Here is a 25,769-nt window from a genome sequence, read left to right as displayed (position 1 = left end):
AAACGCTCGCTCTGAGGACCGTTGACCGTGACACCGAACTTCCCGCCTGACCGCCGCTACGACCTGGACTGGATCCGCGTCGGCGCCTTCGCCCTGCTGATCCTGTACCACGTGGGTATGTTCTACGTGACCTGGGACTGGCACGTGAAGAGCCCGCGCCAGAGCGAGACGCTGGAACTGCTCATGATGGGCAGCAGCCCCTGGCGGCTGAGCCTTTTGTTCTTCATCTCCGGATGCGCCGTGCGGTTCATGGCCGACCGGCTGGGCGCGGGACGGCTGGTGTGGGAGCGCACCGCGCGCCTGCTGCCGCCCCTGCTGCTGGCGATGTTCGTGATCGTGCCGCCGCAGTCCTATTACGAGCTGGTCGAGTCCCTGCCCGGCTGGTCGATGGACTACGGCGCCTTCTGGCTGAAGTACGCCTCGGCCTCCGGTCACTGGTGCGACGCCGACGGGTGCCTGACCACGCCGACCTGGAACCACATGTGGTTCGTCGCCTACCTGCTGGTCTACGTGCAGGTCCTGAGCGTCGTGCTGCGGATCGCGCGGCGTCCGCTGCTGGCCCTGGGACGCGCGCTCGAGCGGCCGCTGGCGGGCGCCGGCCTGCTGGTCTGGCCGATCCTCATGCTGGCCGTCTTCCGCATGTTCCTGGCGCCGCGCTTCGAGATCACCCACGCCCTGATCGACGACTGGTACAACCACGCCCTCTCGTTCAGCGTCTTCCTGCTCGGCTTCCTGACGGTCCGGTCCGAGCGGATCACCGAAGGCTTCGTGCGCCTGCGCTGGCCCGCCCTGCTGCTGGCGCTCACCGCCTACGCCGCCTGGGCGACCTACGCCTGGACCTACCGCGGCGACGACGCCGTGCCGCCGGAAACCCTGCGCGTGTGCATGCGCGTGGTCTACGCCGCCCTGCAGTGGAGCGCGATCGCCGCGATCCTGGGCTTCGCCCGGCGTCGGCTGACCCGCGGCGGCCCCGTGCTGCGCTATCTCACCGAAGCGGTCTTCCCGTTCTATATCGTCCACCAGACCATCACGGTGGTGGCCGCCCACCACCTGGCCCGGCTCGGCCTGCCCGTGGCGCTTGAGGCCGGCCTGCTGATCGCGATCACCGCCGGCGGATGCCTGCTGACCTTCGAGGTCGTGCGGCGCGTGGGCTGGCTGCGGCCTCTGTTCGGCCTGAAAGCCCGGCCGCGGCGCCAGGCCGAGCCGCTCGTGCCCGAACTGGCGCCCGGCTGAGGCCGGTCACGCCGGCGCTTCCGGCAGGGCGGCGGTGACCACCGCGCCGCCGCCCTGCCGGTCCCCGATGGTCAGGCTGCCGTGCAGTTGGTCGGCCTGCAGACGCATCAGCTTCAGCCCGTGCGACGGCCGGTCGGCGGCTTCGGCCGGCAGGCCCACGCCGTCGTCGACCACCTCCAGCACCAGCCCCTCGCCCGCGCGCCGCAGGCTGACCTGCACCCGCCCGGCGCGGTCGGGGAAGGCGTGCTTGTAGGCGTTGCAGACCGCCTCGTTCAGCAGCATGCCGAACGGCGCGGCCTGGTCCGGGGCCAGGGTCAGGTCCGCCGGCTCGACGTCTACGTCGACCGCCACCTGCTCGGTCCGGTACGGCCGGCAGACGTCGTCGACGAAGACGCGCGCGCCGATCCGCTCGCCGGCCTCGGCCTGGGTCAGGCTGTCGTAGACCGCCGCCAGCATGCGCAGGCGGTACTGGTTGCGCTCGGCCACCTCGGCGGCGCTCAGGCTGTCGTCGCGGGCGTCCAGCGCGATCAGGCCCGACATGATCTGCAGGTGGTTCTTCACCCGGTGCGCCAGCTCGCGGAACAGCGCCTCCTTCTGGGCCGCGGCGTCGCGCAGTTCGTCTTCCAGCTGCTTCTGCTTGGTGATGTCGGTGCAGGACAGGATGGCGCCGATCACCCTGCCCTCCGCGTCACGGATCGGCGCCGCGTTGCAGACGATCGGGACCCACCGTTCGGCGCTGTCTTGGACATAGCCGAACTGGTTGTGCACCACCTCGCCGCGCACCGCCCGGATCAGCGGCCGGTCCTCGAAGCGCATCGGTCGCCGTTCGGCATCGAACGCGCTGAAGCCGCCGGCGTAGACGTCGAACGGCACGCCTTCCCGCGGCACCGGCATCAGGCCCAGCAATTCGGAGGCGAAGTCGCTGACCCGCAGCACCTTGAGGTCGGTGGCGCGCACGACCGTGGTGATCGACGGCGTGTAGCTCATCAGCGCGTCCATCAGCGCCCGCGCCTCCGGCACGGCGAGCAGACGGTCGAGCTCGGAGGGATGGTCGGTCACAGCGGGCCAACATGGCGGCGGGGCGGACAGTTCGCCCCGCCTCGCCTCGTTCAGTGCGCGCCGAACGCCGCCTCGGTCATCTTCTCCATGGCCTGGTCGATGGTGAAGCTGGCCGCCTTCTGCCGCGGCGGGAAGTCCTTGAAGGTCTCCAGGAACGGCCCGACGACCATGTTCGCCGCGAGCGCGATGTAGTCGTGGTCGAGGAACCAGTCCCAATAGGTGTTCGAGGTTATGTCGGCCCGCTCGAACGGGTCGGTTCGCAGGTTGAAGATCTTCGGAACCCTGAGCGCCACGAACGGCTCGGCCCACACGTCCAGCGTGCCCCTGGCGCGCTGCTCCATGAACACGACCTTCCAGTTGTCGAAGCGCAGCGCCACCAGGTCGCCGTCGTCGCTGAAATAGATGAAGCCCGGGCGCGGGCTCTTCTCCTGCTCGCCGGTCAGGTAGGGCAGCAGGTTGTAGCCGTCGAGGTGGACCTTGAAGGTCTTGTCGCCGGCCTTGTGGCCCGCCTTGCACTTCTCGACGATGTCGGGCTCGCCGGCGATGGCCAGGAAGGTCGGCAGCCAGTCGTGATGCTGGACGATCTCGTTGGAGAGCGTGCCGGCCTTGATCTTGCCGGGCCAGCGCACCGCCATGGGCACGCGGAAGGCGCCTTCCCAGTTGGTGTTCTTTTCGCTGCGGAACGGGGTCATGGCCCCGTCCGGCCAGGTGTTCATGTGCGGGCCGTTGTCGGTCGAGTACATGACGAAGGTGTCTTCAGCGATGCCGAGCTCGTCGATCAGGTCCAGCAGCTGGCCGACGTTCTTGTCATGGTCGATCATGGTGTCGTGGTAGGGCGACTGCCACCGCCCCGCCTGCCCCAGGCTCTCCGGCTTGGTGTGGGTGCGCAGGTGCATGTGGGTGGTGTTGACCCAGCAGAAGAACGGCTGGCCGGCCTCCTTCTGCTTGCGGATCCAGTCCTTGGCCTTGGCGACGAAATCGTCGTCGCAGGTCTCCATCCGCTTCTTGGTCAGCGGGCCGGTGTCCTCGATCTTCTGCTTGCCGACCCGGCCCCAGCGCTCGTGCGTGGTGGCGTCGTCGGTGTCGGTGGCCCAGCAGTGCAGCACGCCGCGCGGCGCGTAGCGCTCGTTGAACTTCGGGAAATCCTTCTTGGACGGCCAGTCCGGCAGCTCCGGCTCTTCCTCGGCGTTCAGGTGGTAGAGGTTGCCGTAGAACTCGTCGAAGCCGTGCACCGTGGGCAGGTACTTGTTCATGTCGCCCAGGTGGTTCTTGCCGAACTGGGCGGTGGCGTAGCCCAGCGGCTTGAGCAGTTCGGCGATGGTCGGGTCTTCCGCCTGCAGGCCGACGTCGGCGCCGGGCGTGCCGACCTTCGACAGGCCGGTGCGGAACACGCTCTGGCCGGTGATGAAGGACGAGCGGCCCGCCGTGCAGCTCTGCTCGCCGTAGCAGTCGGTGAACTTCATGCCCTCGGCCGCGAGGCGGTCGATGTTGGGCGTGCGGTAGCCCATCAGGCCGTGGGTGTAGCAGCTGAGGTTGGCGATCCCGATGTCGTCGCCCCAGATCACCAGGATGTTCGGCTTCCCGTTCGGCATGTCGGCCTCCGCTCGCATGGACGCGAGTACGGAGCACGGCCGGGCTGCGGCGAACCATCGGGAGCGCCCCGAGCCCGGGGGCGCCGATCACCTAGGGGGCCTTTAGATCTCCCCCCGAGCGTCAGCGCTGGGGGGAGCAGGCGGCTGCAAGCCGCCGTGGGGGGCTCCAGCGGAGCGCGCGGCATCCGTCGCGCCAGGGCGAGCCCCCTCCACCACGCTACGCGTGGTCCCCCTCCCCCACCGCTCGCTTCGCTCGCTCGGGGGAGGATCGGCTTACTTCTTCAACCCGCCCAGCATGTCCAGCACATGGGAGAAGGTGTCCCAGAAGGGCCGCGAGCATTCGCCGTGCCACAGGCCGCTCATGCCGCGGCTGCCGTCCGGGTCCTCCGGGAAGGTCATCTTGGTCTGCGGCTGGCCCTTCATCACCGGCAGCTTGCACTTGGGGCACCAGGGGCCGCGCGGGTCGCCGCCGGGTTCGAGATCGAAGGCCATGGTCCAGCTCGCAGACGCGCGCCCCCGAGGCGCGCCCCGACAAGCTAGAACCTCGGCCGGCCTTGCGAACCGCGCGGATCGTCGCGGGCCTCAGCGGTCCAGCCGGCCCATGATGCGCGCGGCCTTCTCCCAGTAGGGGCGCGAACACAGGTCGTGCCACAGGCCGGAATAGCCCCGCCAGCCGCTCTGGTCCTCGCGGAACACCAGCCGGGTGGCGGCGTCGTGGTCGGTCACCGGACGCTTGCAGCTGGGGCAGTTGGGGTGGTGCGGCTCGGGGCCGAGATCGAAGGCCATGGCTTCGCTCCCTCTTGTTCTTGTGCGCCCCCGCCAAGGCCAAGCTAGGCCGCCCTCCGACGGCGTGAACCGGGCAGATCGTCGCGGGCCCGTTGCCGCATTGCCAAGCCGTCCCCAACCGTGATGCTTCGAGCCGAAGCGAGTCGGGGATCTGGGCGTGAGCGGGTTCATCCATCGGCGGGCGCTGCTGGCGTCCGGGGCGGCGGTCGGTCTGGCCGCGGCGGTCGCGCGTCCGGCTTGGGCGCAGGCGGCCGACCCGCTGGCCGACCTCGACGGCCTGGTCCACGCCTTCATGGCCGAGTTCGGCACGCCCGGCGTGGCGCTGGCGGTGGTGCGGCCGGGGCAGCCCGACCTGACCCAGGGCTGGGGCGTGCGAAAGCTGGGCTCGCCCGAGCCGGTCGCCCCCGACACCCTGTTCGCCGTCGCCTCCAACACCAAGGCCATGACCGCCGCGGCCCTGGCCATCCTGGTCGACGAGGGCAAGCTGAGCTGGGACGAGCCGGTGGTCCGCCGCCTGCCCGAGTTCGCCATGTACGATCCGGCCACCACCCAGGCCATGACCGTGCGCGACCTGCTGACCCACCGCAGCGGCCTGCCGCTGGGGGCCGGCGACCTGATGATCTGGCCGACCACCACCCACACCCGCGCCGAGGTGGTCCACGGCCTGCGCTACCTGGCGCCCGTGCGCGGCTTCCGCACCGGCTACGACTACGACAACGTGCTCTACGTCACCGCCGGCCAGCTGATCGAGCGGGTGACCGGGACCAGCTGGGAGAGCTTCGTCACCGAGCGCGTGCTCCGGCCCGCCGGCATGGCCCACGCGGTCCCCGCCCCGTCCCTGGTCAGCACGGCGGACATCGCCGCCCGCCACGCCCGCCTGGGCGGTCCGGTGTACGGCATGGGCGAGATGCGGGTGGTCGAGCGCCAGGAGACGGATTCCTTCGCCCCGGCCGGCGGCGTGCAGGCCGGCGCGCGCGACATGGCCGCCTGGCTGCACATCCAGCTGGCCCGCGGCCTGGGTCCCGACGGCAAGTCTGTGTGGAGCGAGATCCAGTCCAACGAGATGTGGGCGCCCCAGACCCTGATCGGAACCTCGGCCGGCCCGACCGCCGACGAACCGGGCCGCTCGCTGTTCGCGACCTACGCGCTGGGTTGGCAGGTGTTCGACTGGCGCGGCGAGCGGGTCGTGGCCCACGGCGGGGCCATGAACGGCCAGCTGACCGCCACCGCCATGATCCCCGGCCGCGGGGTCGGGATCACCGTGCTGACCAACGCCGAGGAGGTCGGCGTGCAGAACGGCCTGCGCAACGCCCTGCTGGACCGGCTGATGGGCGCGCCGGCCTTCGACTGGGCAGCCTACTACCGCAACCGCGGCCAGACCCGTCGCGAGGCGGCGCTGGCCACCCTGAAGGCCGCCGACACCGGCAAGCCGGTCGGCGGCCCGACCGCGCCGCTGGCCCGCTACGCCGGCCTCTACCGCGATCCCTGGTACGGCGATCTGGAAGTGCGCCGCGACGGCGAGGGCCTGAAGGTCGCCTTCCTGAAGACCCCGGCCTTCCAGGGGCCGCTGGAGCCCTGGGGCCCGGACGCCTTCCGCACCCGCTTCACCGACCCGACGGTGGAGGACGCCGTCCTGACCTTCGCCGTGAAGCGCGGCCGTCCGGTCGAGGTGACCGCCAAGGCGTTCTCGCCGCTGGCCGACTTCAGCTACGACTTCCAGCACCTGAAATTCAAACGGATCGGGGCGTAACGGCCCCCGCACATGCCCTAGGGGGTTCACCCGATATCTGCGCGACCCCGATTGGAGGACAATCAGAGGTCCATAGCGAGGACTTTGGGAAAATGACCCGGCTGAAGAATCCGAAGGCAGGTGTCTGGCTCGCTGCGATCCTGCTCGTGGGTGGAACGTCTCTCGGCGCGTGCGCATCGACGAAGTACGTGGACGAGCAGATCGCCGCCGTGAACAGTCGCATCGACGGGGTCGACGCCAAGGCGAATGACGCCATCCAGCGCGCCGACGCCGCGGGCAGCGCGGCCCAGGCGGCCGCCGGCGAAGCTCGCACGGCCAACCAGCGGCTCGACCAGTTGACCCAACGGGTCGACGGCCTCGAGCAGCGGGCCATGCAGATGCAGCAGACCAAGAAGCCCCGGAACTGACCTGACGTGAGCGACACGGGCGTCCGGGGCGAAGTCTAGCCCCGGCGTCCGCTGTCGGCGGCTCGTCCTGCGTTCATTGGAGCGGGCTATGCGCTATCCCCGAAGGACGGGGCTCGCGGCCTGGACCGCGTGCCTCTGCGTCCTTGCGGCCGGAGCGTCCGCGCCTCCGGCCTACGCGGCCGCCAAGAAGGCTGTCGCGGTGAAGGCGGTCGCCCCCAAGGCCGAAGATCCGAAGGAAGATCCGAAGGACAAGGAAGCGGCCGGACGCGCGTGGGCCTTCGCGGCCGCGACCGTGGCCAGCTTCGCCGACTGGGTGGTCGCGTCGGGCGACAACGAGGGCCTGCCCTTCGTCGTCATCGACAAGATCGAGACCGAGGTGTTCGTGTTCGACCCGGAAGGCCGGATGACGGGCCTCGCGCCCGTCCTGATCGGCCTGGCCCACGGCGACGACAGCACGCCCGGCGTCGGCGACCGCGAACTGTCCAACATCCGCCCCGAGGAACGCACCACCCCCGCCGGCCGCTTCGTGGCCGCCTTCGGAAAAGGCCCCGGCAAGGAAGACGTGCTCTGGGTGGACTATGAGACGGCCATCTCCATGCACCCGCTGCGCCAGGTGACCCTGGTCGATCCGCGGGAACGCCGGCTGTCGCGGCTGAATTCCCCAACCCCCAAGGACAACCGCATCACCTTCGGCTGCATCAACGTGCCCGACGCCTTCTTCGACGAGGTGATCCGCCCCGCCTTCACCGGCACCAAGGGCGTGGTCTACATCCTGCCGGAGACGCGGCCGCTGGACGACGTCTTCCCGATGTTCGAGCGCCGTCCGGAGCTGGTGGCGGAAAAGGCTCCGGTCAAGCCGCCTCCGCGGGAAGCCAACGGCCGAGGGCGGCATAAAGCTGAGCCGGGATGATCGGCTTGCCCACGTGGTCGTCCATGCCGGCCTCCCCGCAGCGGGCGACGGCCTCGGGCAGGACGTTGGCGGTCAGGGCCACGATCGGCAGGCTGGCGAACCTCGGCCCCAGGCTCCGGATCGCGCGGGTCGCGTCCATGCCGTCCATCTCGGGCATGTGCACGTCCATCAGCACCACGGCGTAGGCCTGCGCCTTCACCGCTTCCACCGCCTCGACCCCGTCGCAGGCGGTGTCGACCTCGAGGCCCGCCGCCTCCAGCAGGGCGCGGCCCAGCTCGCGGTTGGCGGCGTTGTCGTCGACCATCAGGACCCGCGCGGTCGACAGCGGCGCGACCGCGGCCGCGACCGGACGGGCGGTCGCGTCGGCCAGCGGCAGGCCGACCTCGAACCAGAAGGTCGAGCCCTCGCCCGGCCGGCTGTCGACGCCGATCTCGCCGCCCATGATGTCGACCAGCCGCCGCGAAATGGCCAGGCCCAGGCCCGTGCCGCCGAACCGGCGCGAGATCGAGCCGTCGGCCTGCACGAAGCGGTCGAACAGCTGGTCCAGCTTGTCCGGGGCGACGCCGATGCCGGTGTCGCGCACCGAGACCTTCAGGCGGGCGCGCGCCGGCCCGGCCGGCCGGACCTCGGCCGTGACTCGGACGCCGCCGCGGGCGGTGAACTTCACCGCGTTGGCCAGGAAATTCAGCAGCACCTGGCGCAGGCGCGGCGCGTCGCCGACCAGCACCGCGTCGGCAGGTTCGATCCCCGCCTCCAGGCTCAGGCCCTTGGCCTCGGCCTGCTGGGCGACCAGGCCCACGGTCTCGCCGACCAGGGCCGACAGCTGGAAGGGCTGCGGGTCCAGCTCGACCGCGCCGGCCTCCAGCCTGGAGAAGTCGAGCACGTCGTTGACGACGCCCAGCAGGGCTTCCGAGGCGACGCGGATGCGCTCGACATGGCGGCTCTCGCCCTCCCCCAGCCGCTCCGAGCCGGCCAGCAGGCCCGAGAAGCCGATGATGCTGGTCAGCGGCGTGCGCAGCTCGTGGCTCATGGTGGCCAGGAAGTCGGACTTGGCGGCGGCGGCGGCCTCGGCCTGAAGTTTGGCCTCGGCCAGCTCCGCTTCGGCCGCCTTGCGGGCGCTGACGTCGCGCACGACGTCGACATAGCCGCTGACCCGGCCGTCCGGACCGCGCACGGCGGTCGGCTTGGCCTCGATCCAGATCCAGCGCCCGTCGGCGTGGCGCAGCCGGCACTCGATCGCCCGGACCGGGGCGGCCGGATCGAGCAGGGCCAGGAAGGCGCCCCGCACCCGCTGGACATCCTCGGGATGGACGAGGTCGAGGGTGACGGTTCCGATCAGGCCCTCGGGCGGACGCCCGATCAGGGCCGCGGACGACGGCGAGATGAAGGTGGCGCGCCCCGACACGTCCAGGTGGGTGATGACGTCGGTCGAGTGATCCGCAACCAGCCGATAGCGCCGCTCGCTGCGCTCGGCCGCGGCGCGCGCGCTGGTCAGCGAGCGCTCCAGCCGCCGGCGCTGGGCCATGCTGACGGCCACCGGCAGGGCGCCGGCCACCGTCACCGCGAGATAGGTCTGCAGCACCAGCACCTGTTCGGTCTGGGTCTCGACACCCGCCAGCAGCCCGACGCCGTGCATGGTCGCCGCGCTGCCGACCACGGCGGTCGCCAGCAGGCCCAGGGCCGCGCCCGTAACCCCGCGCTGGAAGGCGATCAGCATCAGCACCACCGGCGCCAGCACGCCCAGCGGGTAGCGCGACTGGCCGAACACCACGGCCAGGGCGAGCGCCAGCAGCAGGGCCAGCCCCAGGCTCCCCCGCCGCAGCTCAGGCCGCCACATGCGCCCCAGCCGCCGGGGCGACAGCAGCAGGAAGGCCGGCGTCAGCACCAGCAGGCCCAGCCCGTCGGTGGCCCACCAGTGCACGAAGCTCGACAGCACCGGCGCGCCGTCCAGCAGATGCAGCGCGACCGCCGCCACGGCGCCGCTGACCATCGGCGCGGAAACCGCCGCCAGGGCCAGCGCCTTCAGGTGACGCAGCCGCGTCAGGTCCAGGGTCGGCCCGCCGAGCCGGCGCAGCAGCTCCACGCAGATGGCGACCTCGGCGCAGTTCGCCGTCGCCAGCGTCACCGCGCGCAACGGCGCCAGTTCGATCGTCAGATTAGCCGCGAGGTTGGCCGTCCAGGCCGACACCATAAGCAGGTCGGTGCGACGCGTCGGATTGCGCAGCACGAAGGCGAGCATGGCGGCGTTGGCCGGCCACAGCGCCGCCAGCCGGTCGGCCTCGGTGGTGAAGGCCAGGCTGGCCACCACGCAGCCGAACACGACCAGCGCGCAGGTCGCCGCCGCCCGGAAATCCGCCCAGGCCTTCAAAGACTGTTTGTTCGCGATCGCGCTCGCCCCGCCCACTCGGCCGCGTGCTCCCCGGAAAAGTCGGCCTCCCTACAGGGCGACGGCTATCGACTGGTTAAGCAGGGGCCGCCCGCAACTTCTACGTGACGCGTGGCCGCGCACGCTGGACAGACACGCTTGAGACCGCGACCATGCGCGCCGTCGGTGGGACCACAGGAGGCTCTGATGAGCGCAGTCTTCCACCTGTCGTCGATTGCGTTGTTCGCGGCGGCCTTCGCCTGCTGGTTCGCCCGCACGCCGCTGGGCCCCGTGGTGCAGGACGCGCTGGCCCCGCACCTGGTCGTGCTGGCCGTGGCGTGCAGCATCACCGGCTTCCTGTTCACCCGCGCCGGACGGCAGAAGGGCCGCGGCCTGCGCCTGATCGCCGGCGCCGACGTGCTGGCCATCGCGCTGTTCGTCACCGCGTCGGGCTTCGGGATCGCCGAGGCCTTCGGCCTGCACGACACGCCCACGTGGATCTACGGCCTGCTGTGGGGCGCGGGCCTGCTGGCCATGACGCTGGTGGGCTGGATCAAGATGATCGAGCTCAGCCGGCCGAAGCCGAAACGAGCCTGACCCGACGCAAATTGCAGAAATCTGCATTTTAGCCGCACGCAGGCGTAAGTAGCTGAAACTGCGCACATTCCTCAAGGATCTTCAGCCAACGCGCGCCGCGGCGCGTGCAAGCGGTGCATTTAGTGTGGAACCGCAGCCGCTGAGGAACATTCCAAATTCCGCAACAAGGGAACTTGGAAACTATGACCCAAGCCAACGTTCGGAAGCCGGGTGTCTGGCTCGCCTCCATCCTGCTCCTCGGCGCGTCCAGCCTGGGGGCCTGCGCCTCGACGAAGTATGTCGACGAGCAGATCGCCGGGGTGAACACCCGCATCGACGCGGTCGACGCCAAGGCGACGGACGCCGCCCAGCGCGCCGACGCCGCCTCCAGCGCGGCCCAGGCCGCGGCCGGCGAAGCCCGGACCGCCAACCAGCGCATCGACCAGCTCTCGGGCCGCGTCGACGCTCTGGAGCGTCAGCGCGCCGCCCCCGTCCGGTCGCCCCGGAACTGAGGCGCGCGTGCGCGGGCTCGTGAAGACGGTCCGGGATGGACAGGCGGCGGCTTCCAGCGGCCGCCTGAGGACCGCCCTCGCGGCCTGCGCGCTAGGCCTAGGCCTGGTGTCGGCCGGCGTGCTCGTCACGCCGGCCGAGGCCGCTTCCAAGCCCAAGGCCGAAAAGACCGCGACCAAGGCCAAGCCGGCCAAGGCCGCCAAGATCGCCGCCTCGGACACAGTGACGGCCTTCGCCGACTGGGTGGTCGCCCGCCACGACAACGCCGAGCGACCGTTCGTCATCGTCGACAAGCTGCAGGCCGCCGTCTTCGTCTATCGCCCCGACGGGACCCTGAACGCGGCGAGCCCGGCCCTGATCGGCTTCGCCCCCGGCGACGATTCCGTGCCCGGCATCGGCGAGCGCCCGCTGGCCCAGATCACGCCGGAAGAACGCACCACGCCCGCCGGCCGCTTCGAGGCCGGCTTCCGGGCGAACGGCCCCAGGCAGGTGCTGTGGGTCGACTACGACGCCGCGATCTCGCTGCACCCGGTGCGCGAAGTGACCCTGTCCGATCCGCGCGAACATCGCCTGCAGCGGCTGAAGACCGCGAGCCCCGGCGACAACCGCATCACCTTCGGCTGCATCAACGTGCCGGACGCCTTCTTCGACAAGGTGGTGGCCCCCGTGTTCAAGGACGGCGACGGGATCGTCTACGTCCTGCCCGAGGCGCGCCCGCTGCACGACGTCTTCCCGACGCTGGGCGAGGACGCCGGCTTCACCAAGGCGTCGGCGCAGGGCGAGAAGAAGGGCTGGCGCAAGTGGTTCTCGCGGCGCTCCAAGGACGAGGCCGAAGCCCCCGCCGTCCAGCCGAGCGCACCGGGATGACGCGTCCCGGACCACGCCGCGGCGGAAGACCGCATCGCGCGTCCGGCGCCTCGACCCGGCCACAGTGCAGGCCGATACCCTCGAGCTTGAGCGTGCGACGGGTGGAAGGCCCAGAACCTGAGGTTCGCAAGGCGCGCAAGTCTGGGGAGTGTGTGTTGCAAGCGTACGGATCGGCCGCGGGCCTGAGAAAGATTTTCACGGCCTGCGCCCTGGGCGTGGGCCTGCTGGCCGCCGGCGCGGTCGCGACGTCCGCGGCGGCCGAGCCCGCTGCGAAGCAAACCGCCAAATCCGCAGCCGCCAAGGCGAAGGCGAAGGCCAAGGCCAAGCCGGTGCAACTGGCCACGCCCGTGGCCTCGCCGGCCGTGAGCGGCCTGGTCTCAGGCGTCGTCGCCAGCCACGACAACGGCGGCCTGCCCTTCGTCGTCATCGACAAGCGCAAGGCCGCGGCCTTCGTCTTCAACGCCGACGGCAGCCCGAACGGGGCCGTGCCGGTGCTGCTGGGCTACGCCGCCGGCGACGACTCCGTCCCCGGCATCGGCAAGCGGCCCATCGAGAAGATCAAGCCGGGCGAGCGCACCACCCCGGCGGGCCGCTTCCTGACCAGCTTTCGGCCCAACGGCGGCAAGAAGAAGTCGCTGTGGATGGACTATGACGCGGCGGTCGCCCTGCACCCGCTTCGCGAACTCAGCCGCTCCGGTCCGCGCGAGGGGCGCTGGCAGCGCCTGAAATCGCCGAGCCCGGCCGACAACCGCATCACCTACGGCTGCATCAACGTGCCCGACGCCTTCTTCGACGAGGTGGTGACGCCCGCCTTCAAGCAGCGCGGCGGCATCGTCTACGTCCTGCCGGAAGCGCGCACCCTGGCCGAGGTCTTCCCGTCGCTGGGCGTCACCGAGGCCGCCCTGGTCGGGCCGAGCACCGGCGGCCGGTAGGCGCAAGCTTCCTCGCGCGCCGGCGCTGTCGACAAAACCTCCCGAACAGGGCGATGTTTGGACACCACTGATATTTGTCCAAGCAGCGTGCCGGAGGGGGAATGGCCAGGCGGGCGAGGCGCAGGGGCGATCAGGTCGCCGCGGCGGGCGCTTCCTCTATCGATGTCGCGGAGGCGCTCCCGACCACGCTGGACGTGATCGACATCGCCCTCGAAGCCGAGAAGCACGGCGCCGCCGCTCCGGACAGCCCGACCCGGCGGTTTCTGCTCAAGCACGAACGGCTGATCGACGCCCAGACCGCGCAGCTGGGCCGTCAGCGTTGGCGCGACTTCATCCTCACCGGCCTGGGCGTCTGCGCGCTGGCCGCCGCGGGCCTGCTGGTCTGGGACGCGTCACAGGCCGGGGGCGTGGTGGTCGAGCCGTTCGCCGCCCCGCCCGAGCTCGTGGAGCGTGGCCTGAGCGGCCCGGTCCTGGCGACGCAGATGCTGGACAAGCTGCGGGGCATGCAGGCCCAGACGGATTCCACGCGCGCCGCCTCGACCTACGCCGACAACTGGGGCGACGAGATCGAGATCGAAATTCCCAGCACCGGCGTTTCGATCGGCGAGGCCCGGCGCTACCTGCGCGCCTGGCTGGGCGATCAGACCCGTCTGTCGGGCGAGGTCTTCCGCCTGGCCGACGGACGGCTCGCCGTGACCACGCGCGTCGGCGCGACGCCCGCGACGCGCTCGGAAGGGGCCGAGGACGAGCTGGACGCCCTGCTGCAAAAGGGCGCCGAGGCGATTTACGCGGAGACCCAGCCCTACCGCTACTCGGTCTGGCTCGTCCGTGAAAATCGGATCGACGACGCCAGGGCGGTGCTGCAGCGGCTGGTCGCCGGCACGGACAAGAACGAACAGCTGTGGGGCTACTACGGGCTGGGAAACCTGGCGGAGACCCTGGCCGAAAAGGAATTCTACTACGGCGTCGCGCTGAGAAAGAACCCGCGCTTCGCGCCGGCCCGTTTCAACCTGGCGCAGGCCGTGGGCGGCTTCGGACAGGAAGAGCGCGGCTATCAGGAACTCGGGCGGTTCCTGGCTGACGCCGGCTCCGCCCGACGGGAATTCGAGCCCGGGTGGGCGGCGGACATGCTGAACGAAGCGGAGGCGTCGCGCGCCGCCCTCGTCGGGGACCTGGGGCGAGCGGGCGAGCTCTCGGAGACGGGCGTCGACCTGGCCGTGGCGAGCTTCAAGAGCGCGGCGCTCGTGCGCGCCGCCCTGACCATGGCCGAAGGGCATGACCCGGCGGCCGCACGCCGGATCCTGCAGGCGAACGGCCTGTCCACGCCGCAGGCGATGGCGCGGCTTCAGGCGCAGTTCGGGCCGACCGTGGAGGTCGAGTCCGCCTTCGCGCGGGCCATCGGAGATTGGGAGGCTGTCCGCGCCAGGCTGGCCGACGTGCTGGCCGCGACCGGCGACCATGAGCGGGGCCCTTACCAGGCCGATCCGACCGCTCTTACGCGCACGGTGCTGGCCCTGGCCTATGCGAAGCTGGGGCGGATCGCCGAAGCGCGGGCGACCATCGCGCCGACCGACCTGGACTGTGCGCCGTGCGTGCGGGCCCGCGGGCTGGTCGAAGCCTACGCCGGCGACGCGCGCGCGGCCGACCACTGGCTGAGCGAAAGCGTGCGGATCACCCCGTCCCTGCCCGCGGCGCACAACGATTGGGCCGAAGCTTACCTGGTGCGGGGCGATGCGGCCGGGGCGCTCGCCCAGGCCCGTCTGGCGGTCCGGAAGGGACCGAACTGGGCCGAGCCGCGCAAGCTCTGGGGCGACGCCCTGATCCTGCAGAACAAGCCTGCGGAGGCGGTCCGCCAGTATCACGACGCGGTGAAGCTGGCTCCGCACTGGGGCGCGCTTCACCTGGCCCTGGGACGGGCTCAGGCCGCCGCCGGCCAGGCGCAGGCCGCGCGAGAGAGCTTCCGCACGGCGGCGCGGCTGGAGCTCAACGCGGCCGACCGGGCCGCCGTGGCGCCCCTGCTGCGCTAGGCGCGAGTTCGGCTCAGCTCGCCTTCTTCGCGAACCGGCCGCCGGCGCGGGCGTAGGCCTGGGTGCCGCGGGTGAAGACCTTGTCGGCCGCCAGGACCTCCTCGATCGGCAGGTCCGGCTGGTCCTTCACGCGCGCGTAGATCGCGCCGAAGTCCTTGGTGGTCTCGGCCAGCAGGCTCTCGATCGAGGGGATCACGAAGTAGACCTGCTGGAAGTCGTCGATCCGGTACAGGGTGCGCATCACCCGCTCCAGGTCGAAGCCCAGGCGGTTGGGCGAGGCGTCCTCGAGCGAGAACACGCTCTCGGTCTTCGACGAGACGATGCCGGCGCCGTAGATGCGCAGGCCTTGCGGCGTCTCCATCAGGCCGAACTCGACGGTGTACCAGTAGAGCCGCGCCAGGTTCTTCAGTTGGCCCAGCGCCAGCGCGCGGGCGCCGCCCTTGCCGTAGGCCTCCATGTAGTCGGCGAAGGTCGGGTCCGACAGCATGGGCACGTGGCCGAACACGTCGTGGAAGACGTCCGGCTCCTGGATGTAGTCCAGCTGGTCCGGCTTGCGGATGAACTGGCCGGCCGGGAAGCGGCGGTTGGCCAGGTGGTCGAAGAACACGTCGTCGGGCACCAGCCCCGGCACGGCCACGACGGTCCAGCCGGTCAGCTTCTGCAGCGCCGCGTTCATCTTGCGGAAGTCGGGAATGCCGCCGCCGTGCAGGTCCAGCGCGTCCAGCCCCTTCATGAAGGCGTCGCAGGCCCGGCCAGGCAGGATCTTCATCTGCCGCTCGTAGAGCGTCACCCAGGTCTGGTGCTCGACGTCGGTGTAGGCGTCCCAGTCCTGCGGGATGGTCCAGTCCGCCGCGGCGCCCGGCGGCGGGGTGTCGAAGACGTGCTCGAAGTCGCTCATGGCGGACGCCTATACCCTGAAACAGGAGCGAGTCTAACGCGCGAGCGTCGCGGGGGATACCGGCGCCGAGCCCTTACGGGGTCGCCGACAGCACGGGTTCGGGGCTGAACCGGCCGCGGACCACGCCGGCCACCCGGCAGCCGCCCAGGCGGTGGCATTCGACCAGGACGGCGTCGTCGTCGGCCCGCACCCACGCCTGCGCCGCGCCGTGGCTCTGGCCCTCGCCGGGCGAACTCAGCCCATAGCGGCGCCCGCCCCAGGTCTCGATCGTCGCCCCGTCGTCCAGGCAGGCGCGCGCGATCCAGTCCTGCGTCCGCCAATAGCGCGTGGGACAGCCCTCAGGACGTCGATAGGGTCCGGCCGCGACGCGCAGGCCCGGCTCCAGGTCGAACGCCTCGGGCTTCGGCGGGCCGAACAGCCACAGGTCGAAGCCGAGCAGGATCGCGGCGAAGGCGGCCAGTCCGGCCAACAGCCAACGGTCGTCTCCGGAATTGCGCCGCCGGCGCTTGGCTTCAACCACTCACGCTCTCCACGAAACGGTCGGCCACGACCCGCGTGACCCGGCACCCGACCAGCCGGCCGCAGCGGACCAGCAGGGCGTCCGGCCCCACCCTCACCCACTTCTGCCGAAGCGAGCGGCCGGTGCGGCCGCGCGAGCGGTTCGGCCGTCCCAGGCCGTAGGTCGTCAGCTTCCAGTCCGGCAGGGCGGCGGCGCCGTTCAGGCAGGCGAAGGCCATCCAGTCGCCCGCCCGCCAGTTCAGCCGGGGCCGGCAGCCGTCCGGCGCCTCGTAGGACCGGGACGACACCTTCAGGCCCGGCGACAGGTCGACCGCCCCCGGGGCGAGGTCGCCCAGCAGGGTCAGGTCGGGGGCCAGCGCCGTCACGATCGCGGCCAGGATCAGGCCGGCCTCCAGCCACGGCTTGCGCGCGCGCTTCGTGCGCAGCTCGATCTTCTCGTAGGCCGCGTCCAGCCGCCCGCGCCGCCAGGCGTCCAGCTCGGATCCCTCGCCCGTCGGCGCCGGCTCGCGTCCGCGCCGGCCGAAGACCTTTCGGATCATCCGCGCGGCTCCCAGGCGTCATAGAAGCGGCCGCGCACCACCAGCGTGGCCTTGCAGCCGACCAGCAGCCCGCAATAGGCCAGCACCGCGTCGTCGCCGGCCCGGAACCAGTGCTGGCGCACGTGTATCCCGCCGGCGGGCGGCGTCAGCCCGTAGCCCCAGGCCTCGCCGTCCGGGATGTCGTAGCCGCGCTGGCAGGCCGCCGGCATCCGCTGGCCCTCGTTCCAGTTCGCGCCGGAGCAGCCTTTCGGCGTCCGGTAGCGCGCGGCTGCGATCCGGAGCCCCGGCGACACGTCGGAGCCGGACTGGCGCGCGCGAGCCAGCTTGTACTCGTCGTAGGCGAAGGCGATCAGGATGATGAAGCCGAGCTGCTTCAGCCGCCTGCCCCAGCCTTCCCGCCACGCCGTCGGGACAGGCGGATTGTCGTCCGTCGCGTCGTCTGAACCTGACCGGCGGCGGATCACGCGCGCGGCTCCCAGGCGTCGTAGAAGCGGCCGCGCACCACATAGGTGGCCTTGCAGCCGACCCCCAGCCCGCAATGGGCCAGCACCGCGTCGTCGCCGGCCCGGAACCAGACCTGGAGGGCCAAGCCCAAGCTGCTCGGCGGAGGAGACGTCAAGCCGTAGGCCCAGATCTCCCCAGAGGGGATGCCATACCCGCGCACGCAGGCCCTGGGCATCCGCTGGCCTTCGTCCCAGGCCGACCCGGGACACCCCTTCGGCGTCTGGTAACGCTCGGCCGCGATCCGCAGCCCTGGCGACACGTCGGAGGCCGCCTGACGGGCGGTGGCCAGGTCCAGTTCCTGCCAGGCGAAGGCGATCGGGATGATCAGGACCAGCAGCTTCAGCCGCCTGCCCCAGCTCATTCCGGGGGCGGCCTCGACCGGCGCGTCCGCGGGCTCGCCGACGGACGCGGGACGGCTGGAGATGTCTTCCGGCGACCGGCGCCGGCCGAACCCTGGATACGCACGCACGTCCGGCTGCTCCCGCATTCGCCGCGATCATCGGGCGCCGGCCTTGCCCGGACCCTAACGGCGGCGCGGATTGCCGCTCGACGCGGATCGCCGTACGCCGGACCTCCCGTCCGGAGACCGCGCGCATGTACGTCCTCTACATCGGCAACAAGAACTACTCGTCCTGGTCGCTGCGCCCCTGGGTGCTGATGCGCGCGCTGGACGTCCCGTTCGAGGAACGGCTGGTCCCGTTCGAGACCGGCTCGAGCTGGGCGGCCTTCCGCCACTTCTCGCCGACCGGCAAGGTGCCGTGCCTGATCGACGGCGCGACCCAGGTCTGGGACTCGCTGGCCATCTGCGAATACCTGGCCGAGGCGCACCCGGGCGTCTGGCCGGCCGGGCGCGAGGCGCGCGCCTGGGCCCGCTCGGCGGCGGCGGAGATGCACTCGGGTTTCGGCGCGCTGCGCAACACCTGCACGATGAATTGCGGCCTGCGCGTGCGGCTGGCGGCGACCTCTCCCGCCCTGGACGCCGAGGTCGCCCGCATCGACGAGCTGTGGCGCGAGGGGCTGGAGCGGTTCGGCGGGCCGTTCCTGGCGGGCGGCGCCTTCACCGCGGTCGACGCCTTCTTCGCACCGGTCGCCTTCCGCGCGCAGACCTACGGGCTGGAGCTCTCGGCGCCGGCGGCGGCCTATGTGCGGCGCGTGCTGGACCTGCCGTCCATGCGGGCCTGGTACGCCGACGCCCTGGCCGAGACCTGGCGCGAGCCCGGCCACGAGGCCGAGGCCCGGCAGGCGGGGACCTGGCTGGAAGACCTGCGCGCCCCCGCGGCCTAGAGAAGGCTGCGGCCTAAAGAAAAAGGGCGCCCGGCCCTGCGGCCCGGCGCCCTTTCCCGATCTGGCGATCAGACGCTTAGAAGCGCACGCCCACGGTCACGGCGTGGGTGCCGGTCTCGATGGTCAGGGTGTCGAACCCGTCGGTCGCCTTGAGCTCCGGCGCCTGGGTGTAGCGGTAGCCGACTTCGACGATCTTGCCGGCTTCCGTCTTGTGCTGGACGCCAGCCTTCAGGTGCCAGGCGACGCCGTAGTCGTCGATCGAGCCGCCGTTCAGGTCGTAGTCGACCTTGCCGTAGCCCACGCCCGCGGCGACGTACGGCTTCCAGGCCATGTCGGTCTGGACGGTGTACTTGGCGTTCGCCATCAGCAGCAGGGTGGTCATGCTGGGGTCTTCGACACCCATGTCGACGCCGTTGTAGGCGGCGACCAGTTCGCCTTCGACGGCCAGGCCGTTGCCCATGTCCATGCCGTAGGCGACGCCGCCCAGGAAGCCGAACTTGGTGTCGGTGCCGGCAGTGCCGATGCCGTCGACGGTCGCGTCGGCGGAGCCCGCAACGATCGGGCCGGTGTCGAGCTGGACGTAGGTGTCGCCAGCCTGAGCCGCCGAAGCGGAGACAACGATAAGAGCCGCAGCGGCGGTCGAAACGAACAGTTTCACTAGATCCCCCTTGGGAAAACGAACAGCGAAGGCCGAACAAGCTCGGCTCGCATTCGCCTAGAGCCGTTTCCTCAACCTAGAAATGTAAAACTGCACACAACAACTTTTATTTGAATTTACTGTGACGCGAGAACCACACTCGCATCGAGGAGGAAGCGCGGCGGGCGGAAATCTGGGTTCAAGACCTGCGCGCGCCTGCGGCCTAAAGAGAAAGGGCGCCCGGCCTTGCGGCTCGGCGCCCTTTCCCGATCTGGCGACGCTTAGAAGCGCACGCCCAGGGTCACGGCGTGGATGTCGCCTTCCACGGTGACGGTCGTGCCGCTGTCCCCGATCTTGTATTCCGGGGTGTCGATGTAGCGGTAGCCGAAGTCCCAGACGCGGCCGTCCTTCTTGTAGGTGAAGCCGGCCAGCAGCTGCCAGGCCACGCCGTTGTCGTCGTCCGAGCCCACGTCCGCGAACTCGTACTGCGACTGGCCGTAGCCCACGCCGGCGCCGACGTAGGGCGAGACGTCCTTGTCCGAGTGGAAGGCGTACTTGGCGTTGACCATCAGCAGGGTGTTCGTGTTGGTCACGTCGCCCAGGCCCAGCTCGTCGGCGTCGACGCCGTTGTGGGTCACCAGCAGTTCGCCTTCGACGGCGAAGCCGTTGTCCAGCTCCTTGCCGACGCGGCCGCTCAGCAGGAAGCCGATCTCGGCGTCGCTGCTCATCGAGCCCGAGAAGAACGGATCGTCGACGGTCAGGTCGTACGAGCCGCCCGCGACGATACCGGCGTCGACCTGGGCGTAGGTGTCACCGGCCTGAGCAGCCGAAGCGGACGCGACGATCAGGGCCGCAGCGGCGGCCGAAGCGAACAGTTTCACTGAAATCCCCCCTCGGGAAACAATTCGACGTCGGAAGAAAAACCGACAATTTTCCCTCTAGGCCGCTTTGCACGTGAAAGCTGCGGTAACCGGGCGCTACACGGTGAAATTATACAACCGTTGCGGTAGCGCCACACGAACTCCCGTCGCACTTGGCCGCAAGCGGCCGCGCCCTTCACGCTTTCCTAAGGCCGCCGTCGGACAGTGCGTCGTCCTGGGAGCAGCGATGCGCGGCGTCAGAGTTCTTGGTCCGGTTTTGGCGGTCTCGTTGGCGTCCGCCCTCCCCTTCGGCGCGCACGCGCAGCCGACGCGCACCGACGCGCCGCACGCCCTGGCGCGCGCCGTCGAGGACCGCGCCGACCACACCAGCTTCAAGGCGCTGGCCGCCTTCGGCGATGCGGCCATGAAGCTTGAGGGCCGCGAGCGGCTCGACCGCCTGCAGCACGTCGCCTGGGTCTATCTGAACCAGTCCGAATTCGAGCAGTTCGAGCTGTGGAACGGACGCCTGCGCGCCCAGGCCGAACGCGACCAGGACGCGCGCTATCTGTCGATGGCCCGCATCAACGCCGCGCGCGCCCGCTATGACGAGGGCGACGAGAGCGCGTCGGCCGAGATCGCCCGCATCGCCGCCGCCGAGACCGACTGGTACGCCCGCGTCCACGCGCTTCGCATGCGCGCCTACATCCTGCGCACCGACCAGGTCGGCTCGGCCCTGAAGCTGCTGGCCTTCGCCGACACCCTGATCCCGGCCAAGGACCGCTACGCCGCCACGGCACGCGCCGGCGTCTGGGAGATCACCGGCCTGGTGCTGATGGAGCTCAGCGACCTGCAGGGCGCGGCCGACGCCTTCCGCCGCTTCGAGTTCGATTCCGCCGCCACCGGCTATCCCCGCCCGGACTTCGACAGCGTCTACAACCTGGCCACCCTGTCGGTGCGGCTGGGCGAGAAGGACCTGGCCAACGACCTTTACGAAGCCCACCACCGGCTGGCGTCCCGCTCCGACCTGGCCAGCCTGAAGAAGTGGGACCGCTATCTGTGCGGCATGGTCCGCGAGGCGCGCGACGCGCCGCGCGAGGTGCTGGCCTGCTTCGACGGCATGGGCGAGGAACTGAAGGGCGCGGAGTTCCTGGCCCCCGCCCTGCTGCCCATGCGCGCCATCGCCCGCGCCCAGACCGGCCAGACGGCGGCGGCGTCCCACGACCTGGTCCGCCTGCGCGCGGTCGGCGGCGGCTCGCGCCTGCTGCAGGTCGAGGCCGAGGTGCTGCGCGCCCAGGGCCACTACGACGAAGCTTTCGAGAAGCAGCGCGCCTACTACCAGCACCGCGCCGAAAGCTCGGCCCGGAAGTTCAACGCCGGCGTCCACCAGATCACCTCGGAAATGCAGGGCCAGCTGCAGCGCCGCCGCGAGCAGCTGGAGACCGCCCGGCGCAACGCCGCCCTGCAGCAGGACGTCATCGCCGCCCAGCACTGGATGTTCGCCATCGCCGGCGTGTTCGTGCTGTCGGCCGCCGCCACCCTGGTCTGGCAGCGCCGCGCCGCCCGCCGGCTGAAGGCCGCCCAGGTGCAGGCCGAGGCCGCCAACCGGGCCAAGAGCGAATTCCTGGCCAATATGAGCCACGAGATCCGCACGCCGCTGAACGGCGTGGTGGGTCTGGCCGGCCTGCTGGCCAAGGCCGACCTGCCGCCGCGCGAGCACGAGATGGCGCAGATCGTCGACAGCTCCGCCCAGGCCCTGGAGCGGCTGCTGTCGGACGTGCTGGACCTGGCCCGCGTCGAAGCCGGCCGGCTGGCGGTCGAGAACGCCCCGTTCCACGTCGGCGACCTGGTCCGCGCCGTGGCCGCGCTGAGCCGCCTGCGCGCCGACGAGAAAGGCCTGGCCCTGGAAGTCGAGATCGCGCCTGAGATGGAGGCCGTCTGCGTCGGCGACTCCGCGCGCCTGCGCCAGGTGCTGGTCAATCTGGTCTCGAACGCCGTGAAGTTCACCGAGACCGGCCGCGTGACCCTGTCGGTCCAGTCGGCCGGCGAGGACCGCGCGCGCTTCGCGGTGCTGGACACCGGCGTGGGCTTCGATCCCAGCCAGAAGCACCGGCTGTTCGGCCGCTTCGAACAGGCCGACGGCTCGATCACCCGCCGCTACGGCGGCTCAGGCCTGGGCCTGGCCATCTCCAGCCAGCTGGCCGAGCTGATGGGCGGCACGCTGGACTGCGACTCCACGCCGGGCCTGGGCTCGGTGTTCTGGGCCGAGCTGCCCCTGCCGCCCGCCGCCCAGGACGCCGGGGCCGACGCCGCGGCGGCCCAACCCGAGCCGGTGGCCGAGCGCGCCGTGCGCGTGCTGCTGGCCGACGACCACCCGACCAACCGCCAGGTGGTGCGCGTCATGCTGGCCGACTTCGGGGTCGAGGTCGCCACCGTCGAGAACGGCGCCGAGGCGGTCGAAGCTCTGCAGCGCGACCGCTACGACGTGGTGCTGATGGACATGCAGATGCCGGTGATGGACGGGCTGGAAGCCACCCGCCGCATCCGCGCCCACGAGCAGTCGGCCGGCACGCCGCGCACGCCGATCCTGATGCTGACCGCCAACGCCATGCCCGAGCACCGCGAAGCGGCCGAGCAGGCCGGGGCCGACGGCCACGTCGCCAAGCCGGTCACCGCCGTGGCCCTGCTGACCGCGCTGAACGAGGCGCTGACGCCCGCCGCCGACGACGACGCGGAAAGCGCGGCGGCCTGACACTCAGTCGAGGAACTTCACCTCGCCGGTGTCGATGTGCTTCACGGCCGCGACGATCTTCAGCTTTCCCGCGGTCATGGCGTCGGCCAGGGCGGTCTCGGCGGTGCGCAGCCGCTCGGCCACGCGACGGGCGTTCTCCTCCACCGCCGCGACGGCCGCATCGGCGTGGCCGCCTCGGGCGCGCACGTGCAGGACGGCCGGGATGATCGGGGTGACCATCTCCTCCAGCGAGGGATCCAGCTCCATCTTCCCGTCGACCACCGCCTCGGCGGCGGCGACCGCGCCGCAGCCGGTGTGGCCCAGCACCAGCACCAGCGGGCACTTCAGGTGCTTCACCGCATAGACGATCGAGGCCAGGCCGCGCCGGTCGATGGTGTTGCCCGCCACCCGCACGATGAAGAGCCGGCCCAGGCCCTGGTTGAACAGAATGGTCGGCGGCGTGCGGCTGTCGGCGCAGGCGATCACCGCGGCGAACGGGTGCTGGGCTTCGCGCAGGGCGGCCAGATCGCCGGCGGTGACGTGGGCCAGCACGCCCTCGCCGCTCAGAAAGGCGCGGTTGCCGGCCTTCAGCAGCTCCAGCGCGCCCTCGGGGCCGAGGGCGGCGACATCGCCCACGTCGCCGGAAAAGGGATGATCGTCGCCGGACGGCGGCTCCGGCGGCGGCGGACCTTCGGGCGGCTTGCCGCCGCGTCCGCCGTTTCGCCCCTTGCCGAACAACCAGGCCATCGCGATCCGCTCCGCTTGAAAGCGGCGCGACTATAGACCCGAGCGCGGCGGCGGGGTGATCACAAAGCCTGACAGATCATGCCCGCACAGCGGATCTCCCCCCTCTGGGGGGAGCCGCTGCCCGTCAGGGCGGCGGTGGGGGGCTCCAGCGGAGCGCCCCGGATCAGCCTCGAAAACGCCCTCGGCGCGACGTCGGTCGGCGAGCCAGGCTGGAGCCCCCCATCGCCGCTTGCGCGGCTCCTCCCCCCAAAGGGGGGAGATCTAAGACGGCTAGTTCAGCTGCCTGGGCTTCGGCATGTATCGCCCGTGGTCGAAGGCCACAAACACCTGCTCGGCCTGGGGGTTCTTCACCGGCTGGCCGGTGTCGTCCGCCTCCAGGTTCTGCTCCGAGACGTAGGCGACGTAGCCGCCGTCCTCGCCGTCGGCGATCAGGTGATAGAACGGCTGGTCCTTGGACGGCCGCACGTTCTCGGGGATGGCCCGCCACCACTCTTCGTTGCTGGCGAACTCCGGATCGACGTCGAACACCACCCCCCGGAAGGGGAACAGACGGTGGCGCACGACCTGGCCGATCCCATACTTGGCGATGCGCGTGTTCATGCCCGTAAGGGTGCGCCCCTACGCCTGACCGAATGATGAACGGCGAACACGGGTGTTCCGTCAGGAGACGCGCGCCAGGCTCACATTTTCCTCCCCTTGCGCGGTCAGGGTTCTCCGTAGGCCGACCTACAAACCCTCACCGCTGACCTTGCCCTCGTCCCGGCGCTCGCTACCTTGGTCGTGAAGCGGGTTGTTTCGGCGCGGCGCATGTGGGTCGCGACGGCGGCCCTCACCTTAGGGGTCGAGCCATGTCCGAGGCTCCCGCCAGGCCGCGCAGCGGCCAGGCCGGTCGCAGCCCCAGGCCCGAGGCGGAGCATTTCGCCGCCTTGGATCTGGGGACCAACAATTGCCGCCTGCTGATCGCCACCCCGGCGGACGGCGGCTTCCGCGTCGTCGAGGCGTTTTCCAGGATCGTGCGGCTGGGCGAAGGCCTGACCCACACCGGCCGGCTGCAGCCCGAGGCCATGGACCGGGCGGTCGCGGCCTTGCGCATCTGCGCCGAGAAGATCCGTCGCCGGCGCGTGGCGCGGCTGAAGGCGGTGGCCACCCAGGCCTGCCGCTCGGCCGAGAACGGTCCCGAATTCGTGCGCCGGGTCGAGGAAGAGACCGGGCTGAAGCTGACCATCATCGGACCGGACGAGGAGGCCCGCCTGGCCGTCGCCGGCTGCCGCAACCTGCTGGACCGCGAGGCCGAGGCCGCCCTGGTGGTCGACGTCGGCGGCGGCTCGACCGAGCTGTCCTGGGTCGCCCTGTCGCCCGGTCGCGACGGACGCCCGCGCACCGACATCAAGGCCTGGCTGTCGATCGCCGTGGGCGTGGTCAGCCTGGCGGAGCGCTTCCCCGAGCCCGACGAAGGCCAGGAGCTCTGGTGGCGGGCCATGGTCGACGCCGTGAAGGCCGAGATCTCCGCCTTCCAGGGCGCCGAGGCCGTGCGCCCGATGTTTTCCGACGGCCGCGCCCACCTGGTCGGCACGTCGGGCGCCATCACCAGCCTGGCCGGCATGCACCTGGGCCTGCAGCGCTATGACCGCAATCGGGTGGACGGCCTGTGGCTGACCCACGCCGACTGCCAGGCCGCCGCCGGCAAGCTGATGGACATGGGCCGCAAGGGCCGCGCCGCCGAACCCTGCATCGGCCCCGACCGCGCCGACCTGGTGCTGGCCGGCGCGGCGATCCTGGAAGCCGTGCAGGAGCTGTGGCCCTGCCAGCGCGTCCGCGTCGCCGACCGGGGCCTGCGCGAGGGGATGCTGCTGTCGCTGATGAAGGACCGCAACCGCAAGCGCCGGCGCAGACGGCGGCGGGGGCCGGCGAAGGCCGACGCCAGCTAGCTCCTTCTCCCCCTGAGGGAGAAGGACGGAGCCCGCGCGCCGGAGCGCCAGCGAAGGCCTGCGCGGGAGGATGAGGGGTCGCGCTGCGGTTCGAAGCTGAGCGGTCGCGAG

26 protein-coding genes are annotated in these 25,769 nt (G+C 71.1%); 12 read left to right on the top strand and 14 right to left on the bottom strand.

The window, feature by feature from the left end:
- The first annotated feature begins 27 nt into the window (after positions 1-27).
- Complete coding sequence (locus tag G3573_RS04195) at positions 28-1,233, top strand: acyltransferase family protein (protein ID WP_346427340.1); 1,206 nt, start codon at positions 28-30, stop codon at positions 1,231-1,233.
- 6 nt (positions 1,234-1,239) lie between these two features.
- Here the strand turns inward: G3573_RS04195 and G3573_RS04190 are convergent, their stop codons facing one another.
- From G3573_RS04190 to G3573_RS04175, 4 genes are all read right to left on the bottom strand, one after another.
- Entirely contained in the window at positions 1,240-2,292 is a 1,053-nt protein-coding gene (locus tag G3573_RS04190) for a PAS domain-containing sensor histidine kinase (protein ID WP_163259595.1), read from the bottom strand.
- 50 nt (positions 2,293-2,342) lie between these two features.
- Positions 2,343-3,884, bottom strand: a complete 1,542-nt coding sequence (locus G3573_RS04185) for an arylsulfatase (protein WP_163259594.1) — start codon at positions 3,882-3,884, stop codon at positions 2,343-2,345.
- Between the two features lie 273 nt (positions 3,885-4,157).
- Positions 4,158-4,376: a hypothetical protein gene (locus tag G3573_RS04180; protein WP_163259593.1), complete on the bottom strand. Its 219-nt coding sequence runs from the start codon at positions 4,374-4,376 to the stop codon at positions 4,158-4,160.
- A 90-nt stretch (positions 4,377-4,466) separates the two neighbouring features.
- Positions 4,467-4,670: a hypothetical protein gene (locus tag G3573_RS04175; protein WP_163259592.1), complete on the bottom strand. Its 204-nt coding sequence runs from the start codon at positions 4,668-4,670 to the stop codon at positions 4,467-4,469.
- 157 nt (positions 4,671-4,827) lie between these two features.
- Between G3573_RS04175 and G3573_RS04170 the strand changes: the two genes are divergently transcribed.
- The 3 genes from G3573_RS04170 to G3573_RS04160 all read left to right on the top strand — a co-directional run bounded on the left by G3573_RS04170 (position 4,828) and on the right by G3573_RS04160 (position 7,737).
- On the top strand, positions 4,828-6,420 hold the full coding sequence (locus G3573_RS04170; RefSeq protein ID WP_163259591.1) for a serine hydrolase: 1,593 nt from the start codon (positions 4,828-4,830) through the stop codon (positions 6,418-6,420).
- A gap of 92 nt (positions 6,421-6,512) precedes the next feature.
- On the top strand, positions 6,513-6,827 hold the full coding sequence (locus G3573_RS04165) for a hypothetical protein (protein ID WP_205598062.1): 315 nt from the start codon (positions 6,513-6,515) through the stop codon (positions 6,825-6,827).
- Positions 6,828-7,026: 199 nt separating this feature from the next.
- Positions 7,027-7,737, top strand: coding sequence for a hypothetical protein (locus G3573_RS04160; RefSeq protein WP_163259590.1), 711 nt, complete (start codon positions 7,027-7,029; stop codon positions 7,735-7,737).
- Here G3573_RS04160 and G3573_RS04155 read toward each other — a convergent pair.
- The gene (locus G3573_RS04155) at positions 7,679-10,105 is read right to left on the bottom strand and encodes an ATP-binding protein (RefSeq protein WP_163259589.1); all 2,427 of its coding nucleotides are present in this window, start codon (positions 10,103-10,105) and stop codon (positions 7,679-7,681) included. The two genes, G3573_RS04160 and G3573_RS04155, sit on opposite strands and share 59 nt — an antisense overlap.
- A gap of 204 nt (positions 10,106-10,309) precedes the next feature.
- On the opposite strand from G3573_RS04155, the gene G3573_RS04150 reads away from it, so the two are divergent.
- The 5 genes from G3573_RS04150 to G3573_RS04130 all read left to right on the top strand — a co-directional run bounded on the left by G3573_RS04150 (position 10,310) and on the right by G3573_RS04130 (position 15,014).
- A complete protein-coding gene (locus tag G3573_RS04150; RefSeq protein ID WP_163259588.1) occupies positions 10,310-10,699 on the top strand; it encodes a hypothetical protein in 390 nt (129 codons plus the stop codon).
- Positions 10,700-10,881: 182 nt separating this feature from the next.
- On the top strand, positions 10,882-11,190 hold the full coding sequence (locus G3573_RS04145) for a hypothetical protein (protein WP_205598061.1): 309 nt from the start codon (positions 10,882-10,884) through the stop codon (positions 11,188-11,190).
- 7 nt (positions 11,191-11,197) lie between these two features.
- Positions 11,198-12,055: a L,D-transpeptidase gene (locus tag G3573_RS04140; protein ID WP_163259587.1), complete on the top strand. Its 858-nt coding sequence runs from the start codon at positions 11,198-11,200 to the stop codon at positions 12,053-12,055.
- A 155-nt stretch (positions 12,056-12,210) separates the two neighbouring features.
- Positions 12,211-12,987, top strand: coding sequence for a L,D-transpeptidase (locus G3573_RS04135; protein WP_205598060.1), 777 nt, complete (start codon positions 12,211-12,213; stop codon positions 12,985-12,987).
- 194 nt (positions 12,988-13,181) lie between these two features.
- Complete coding sequence (locus tag G3573_RS04130; RefSeq protein ID WP_163259586.1) at positions 13,182-15,014, top strand: hypothetical protein; 1,833 nt, start codon at positions 13,182-13,184, stop codon at positions 15,012-15,014.
- Positions 15,015-15,027: 13 nt separating this feature from the next.
- On the opposite strand, the gene phhA is transcribed toward G3573_RS04130, so the two are convergent.
- From phhA to G3573_RS04105, 5 genes are all read right to left on the bottom strand, one after another.
- Positions 15,028-15,912, bottom strand: coding sequence for a phenylalanine 4-monooxygenase (gene phhA / locus G3573_RS04125; protein ID WP_163259585.1), 885 nt, complete (start codon positions 15,910-15,912; stop codon positions 15,028-15,030).
- A 73-nt stretch (positions 15,913-15,985) separates the two neighbouring features.
- The gene (locus tag G3573_RS04120; RefSeq protein ID WP_163259584.1) at positions 15,986-16,432 is read right to left on the bottom strand and encodes a hypothetical protein; all 447 of its coding nucleotides are present in this window, start codon (positions 16,430-16,432) and stop codon (positions 15,986-15,988) included.
- Complete coding sequence (locus G3573_RS04115) at positions 16,425-16,970, bottom strand: hypothetical protein (RefSeq protein ID WP_163259583.1); 546 nt, start codon at positions 16,968-16,970, stop codon at positions 16,425-16,427. Before G3573_RS04115 ends, G3573_RS04120 begins: the two co-directional genes overlap by 8 nt.
- Complete coding sequence (locus tag G3573_RS04110; protein WP_163259582.1) at positions 16,967-17,434, bottom strand: hypothetical protein; 468 nt, start codon at positions 17,432-17,434, stop codon at positions 16,967-16,969. The genes G3573_RS04115 and G3573_RS04110 overlap by 4 nt, the downstream gene beginning before the upstream one ends.
- Positions 17,431-17,943, bottom strand: a complete 513-nt coding sequence (locus G3573_RS04105) for a hypothetical protein (protein WP_163259581.1) — start codon at positions 17,941-17,943, stop codon at positions 17,431-17,433. Before G3573_RS04105 ends, G3573_RS04110 begins: the two co-directional genes overlap by 4 nt.
- Positions 17,944-18,068: 125 nt before the next feature.
- Between G3573_RS04105 and G3573_RS04100 the strand changes: the two genes are divergently transcribed.
- Positions 18,069-18,758, top strand: a complete 690-nt coding sequence (locus G3573_RS04100; protein WP_163259580.1) for a glutathione S-transferase family protein — start codon at positions 18,069-18,071, stop codon at positions 18,756-18,758.
- A gap of 76 nt (positions 18,759-18,834) precedes the next feature.
- Here the strand turns inward: G3573_RS04100 and G3573_RS04095 are convergent, their stop codons facing one another.
- Both G3573_RS04095 and G3573_RS04090 read right to left on the bottom strand, forming a co-directional pair.
- Positions 18,835-19,416 (bottom strand): porin family protein, encoded by a 582-nt coding sequence (locus G3573_RS04095; RefSeq protein ID WP_163259579.1) that lies wholly within the window; start codon positions 19,414-19,416, stop codon positions 18,835-18,837.
- A gap of 260 nt (positions 19,417-19,676) precedes the next feature.
- Positions 19,677-20,276 carry an outer membrane beta-barrel protein gene (locus G3573_RS04090; protein ID WP_163259578.1) on the bottom strand — a complete coding sequence of 200 codons (600 nt, stop codon included), beginning with the start codon at positions 20,274-20,276 and terminating at the stop codon, positions 19,677-19,679.
- Positions 20,277-20,544: 268 nt separating this feature from the next.
- Here G3573_RS04090 and G3573_RS04085 point away from each other — a divergent pair, with 268 nt between their 5' ends.
- The gene (locus tag G3573_RS04085; RefSeq protein WP_240454500.1) at positions 20,545-23,004 is read left to right on the top strand and encodes a response regulator; all 2,460 of its coding nucleotides are present in this window, start codon (positions 20,545-20,547) and stop codon (positions 23,002-23,004) included.
- 3 nt (positions 23,005-23,007) lie between these two features.
- Here G3573_RS04085 and G3573_RS04080 read toward each other — a convergent pair whose 3' ends face one another.
- Positions 23,008-23,730 carry a carbonic anhydrase gene (locus G3573_RS04080; protein WP_163259576.1) on the bottom strand — a complete coding sequence of 241 codons (723 nt, stop codon included), beginning with the start codon at positions 23,728-23,730 and terminating at the stop codon, positions 23,008-23,010.
- Between the two features lie 270 nt (positions 23,731-24,000).
- The gene (gene hspQ / locus G3573_RS04075) at positions 24,001-24,330 is read right to left on the bottom strand and encodes a heat shock protein HspQ (protein WP_163259575.1); all 330 of its coding nucleotides are present in this window, start codon (positions 24,328-24,330) and stop codon (positions 24,001-24,003) included.
- Positions 24,331-24,578: 248 nt separating this feature from the next.
- Here hspQ and G3573_RS04070 point away from each other — a divergent pair, with 248 nt between their 5' ends.
- Entirely contained in the window at positions 24,579-25,658 is a 1,080-nt protein-coding gene (locus tag G3573_RS04070) for a Ppx/GppA phosphatase family protein (protein ID WP_163259574.1), read from the top strand.
- Positions 25,659-25,769: the final 111 nt, after the last annotated feature.

This window comes from Caulobacter sp. 17J65-9 (assembly GCF_010975005.1).
Classification (GTDB): Bacteria; Pseudomonadota; Alphaproteobacteria; order Caulobacterales; family Caulobacteraceae; genus 17J80-11.
This window is presented reverse-complemented; position numbering and strand designations above follow the sequence as displayed.

Excerpts from the sequence above, each read along its gene's own strand:
- G3573_RS04185 (WP_163259594.1), bottom strand. The coding sequence starts at position 3,884 with ATGCCGAACGGGAAGCCGAACATCCTGGTGATCTGGGGCGACGACATC.
- G3573_RS04180 (WP_163259593.1), bottom strand. The coding sequence starts at position 4,376 with ATGGCCTTCGATCTCGAACCCGGCGGCGACCCGCGCGGCCCCTGGTGC.
- G3573_RS04175 (WP_163259592.1), bottom strand. The coding sequence starts at position 4,670 with ATGGCCTTCGATCTCGGCCCCGAGCCGCACCACCCCAACTGCCCCAGC.
- G3573_RS04165 (WP_205598062.1), top strand. The coding sequence starts at position 6,513 with ATGACCCGGCTGAAGAATCCGAAGGCAGGTGTCTGGCTCGCTGCGATC.
- G3573_RS04150 (WP_163259588.1), top strand. The coding sequence starts at position 10,310 with ATGAGCGCAGTCTTCCACCTGTCGTCGATTGCGTTGTTCGCGGCGGCC.
- G3573_RS04145 (WP_205598061.1), top strand. The coding sequence starts at position 10,882 with ATGACCCAAGCCAACGTTCGGAAGCCGGGTGTCTGGCTCGCCTCCATC.
- phhA (WP_163259585.1), bottom strand. The coding sequence starts at position 15,912 with ATGAGCGACTTCGAGCACGTCTTCGACACCCCGCCGCCGGGCGCCGCG.
- G3573_RS04115 (WP_163259583.1), bottom strand. The coding sequence starts at position 16,970 with ATGATCCGAAAGGTCTTCGGCCGGCGCGGACGCGAGCCGGCGCCGACG.
- G3573_RS04100 (WP_163259580.1), top strand. The coding sequence starts at position 18,069 with ATGTACGTCCTCTACATCGGCAACAAGAACTACTCGTCCTGGTCGCTG.
- G3573_RS04080 (WP_163259576.1), bottom strand. The coding sequence starts at position 23,730 with ATGGCCTGGTTGTTCGGCAAGGGGCGAAACGGCGGACGCGGCGGCAAG.
- hspQ (WP_163259575.1), bottom strand. The coding sequence starts at position 24,330 with ATGAACACGCGCATCGCCAAGTATGGGATCGGCCAGGTCGTGCGCCAC.
- G3573_RS04070 (WP_163259574.1), top strand. The coding sequence starts at position 24,579 with ATGTCCGAGGCTCCCGCCAGGCCGCGCAGCGGCCAGGCCGGTCGCAGC.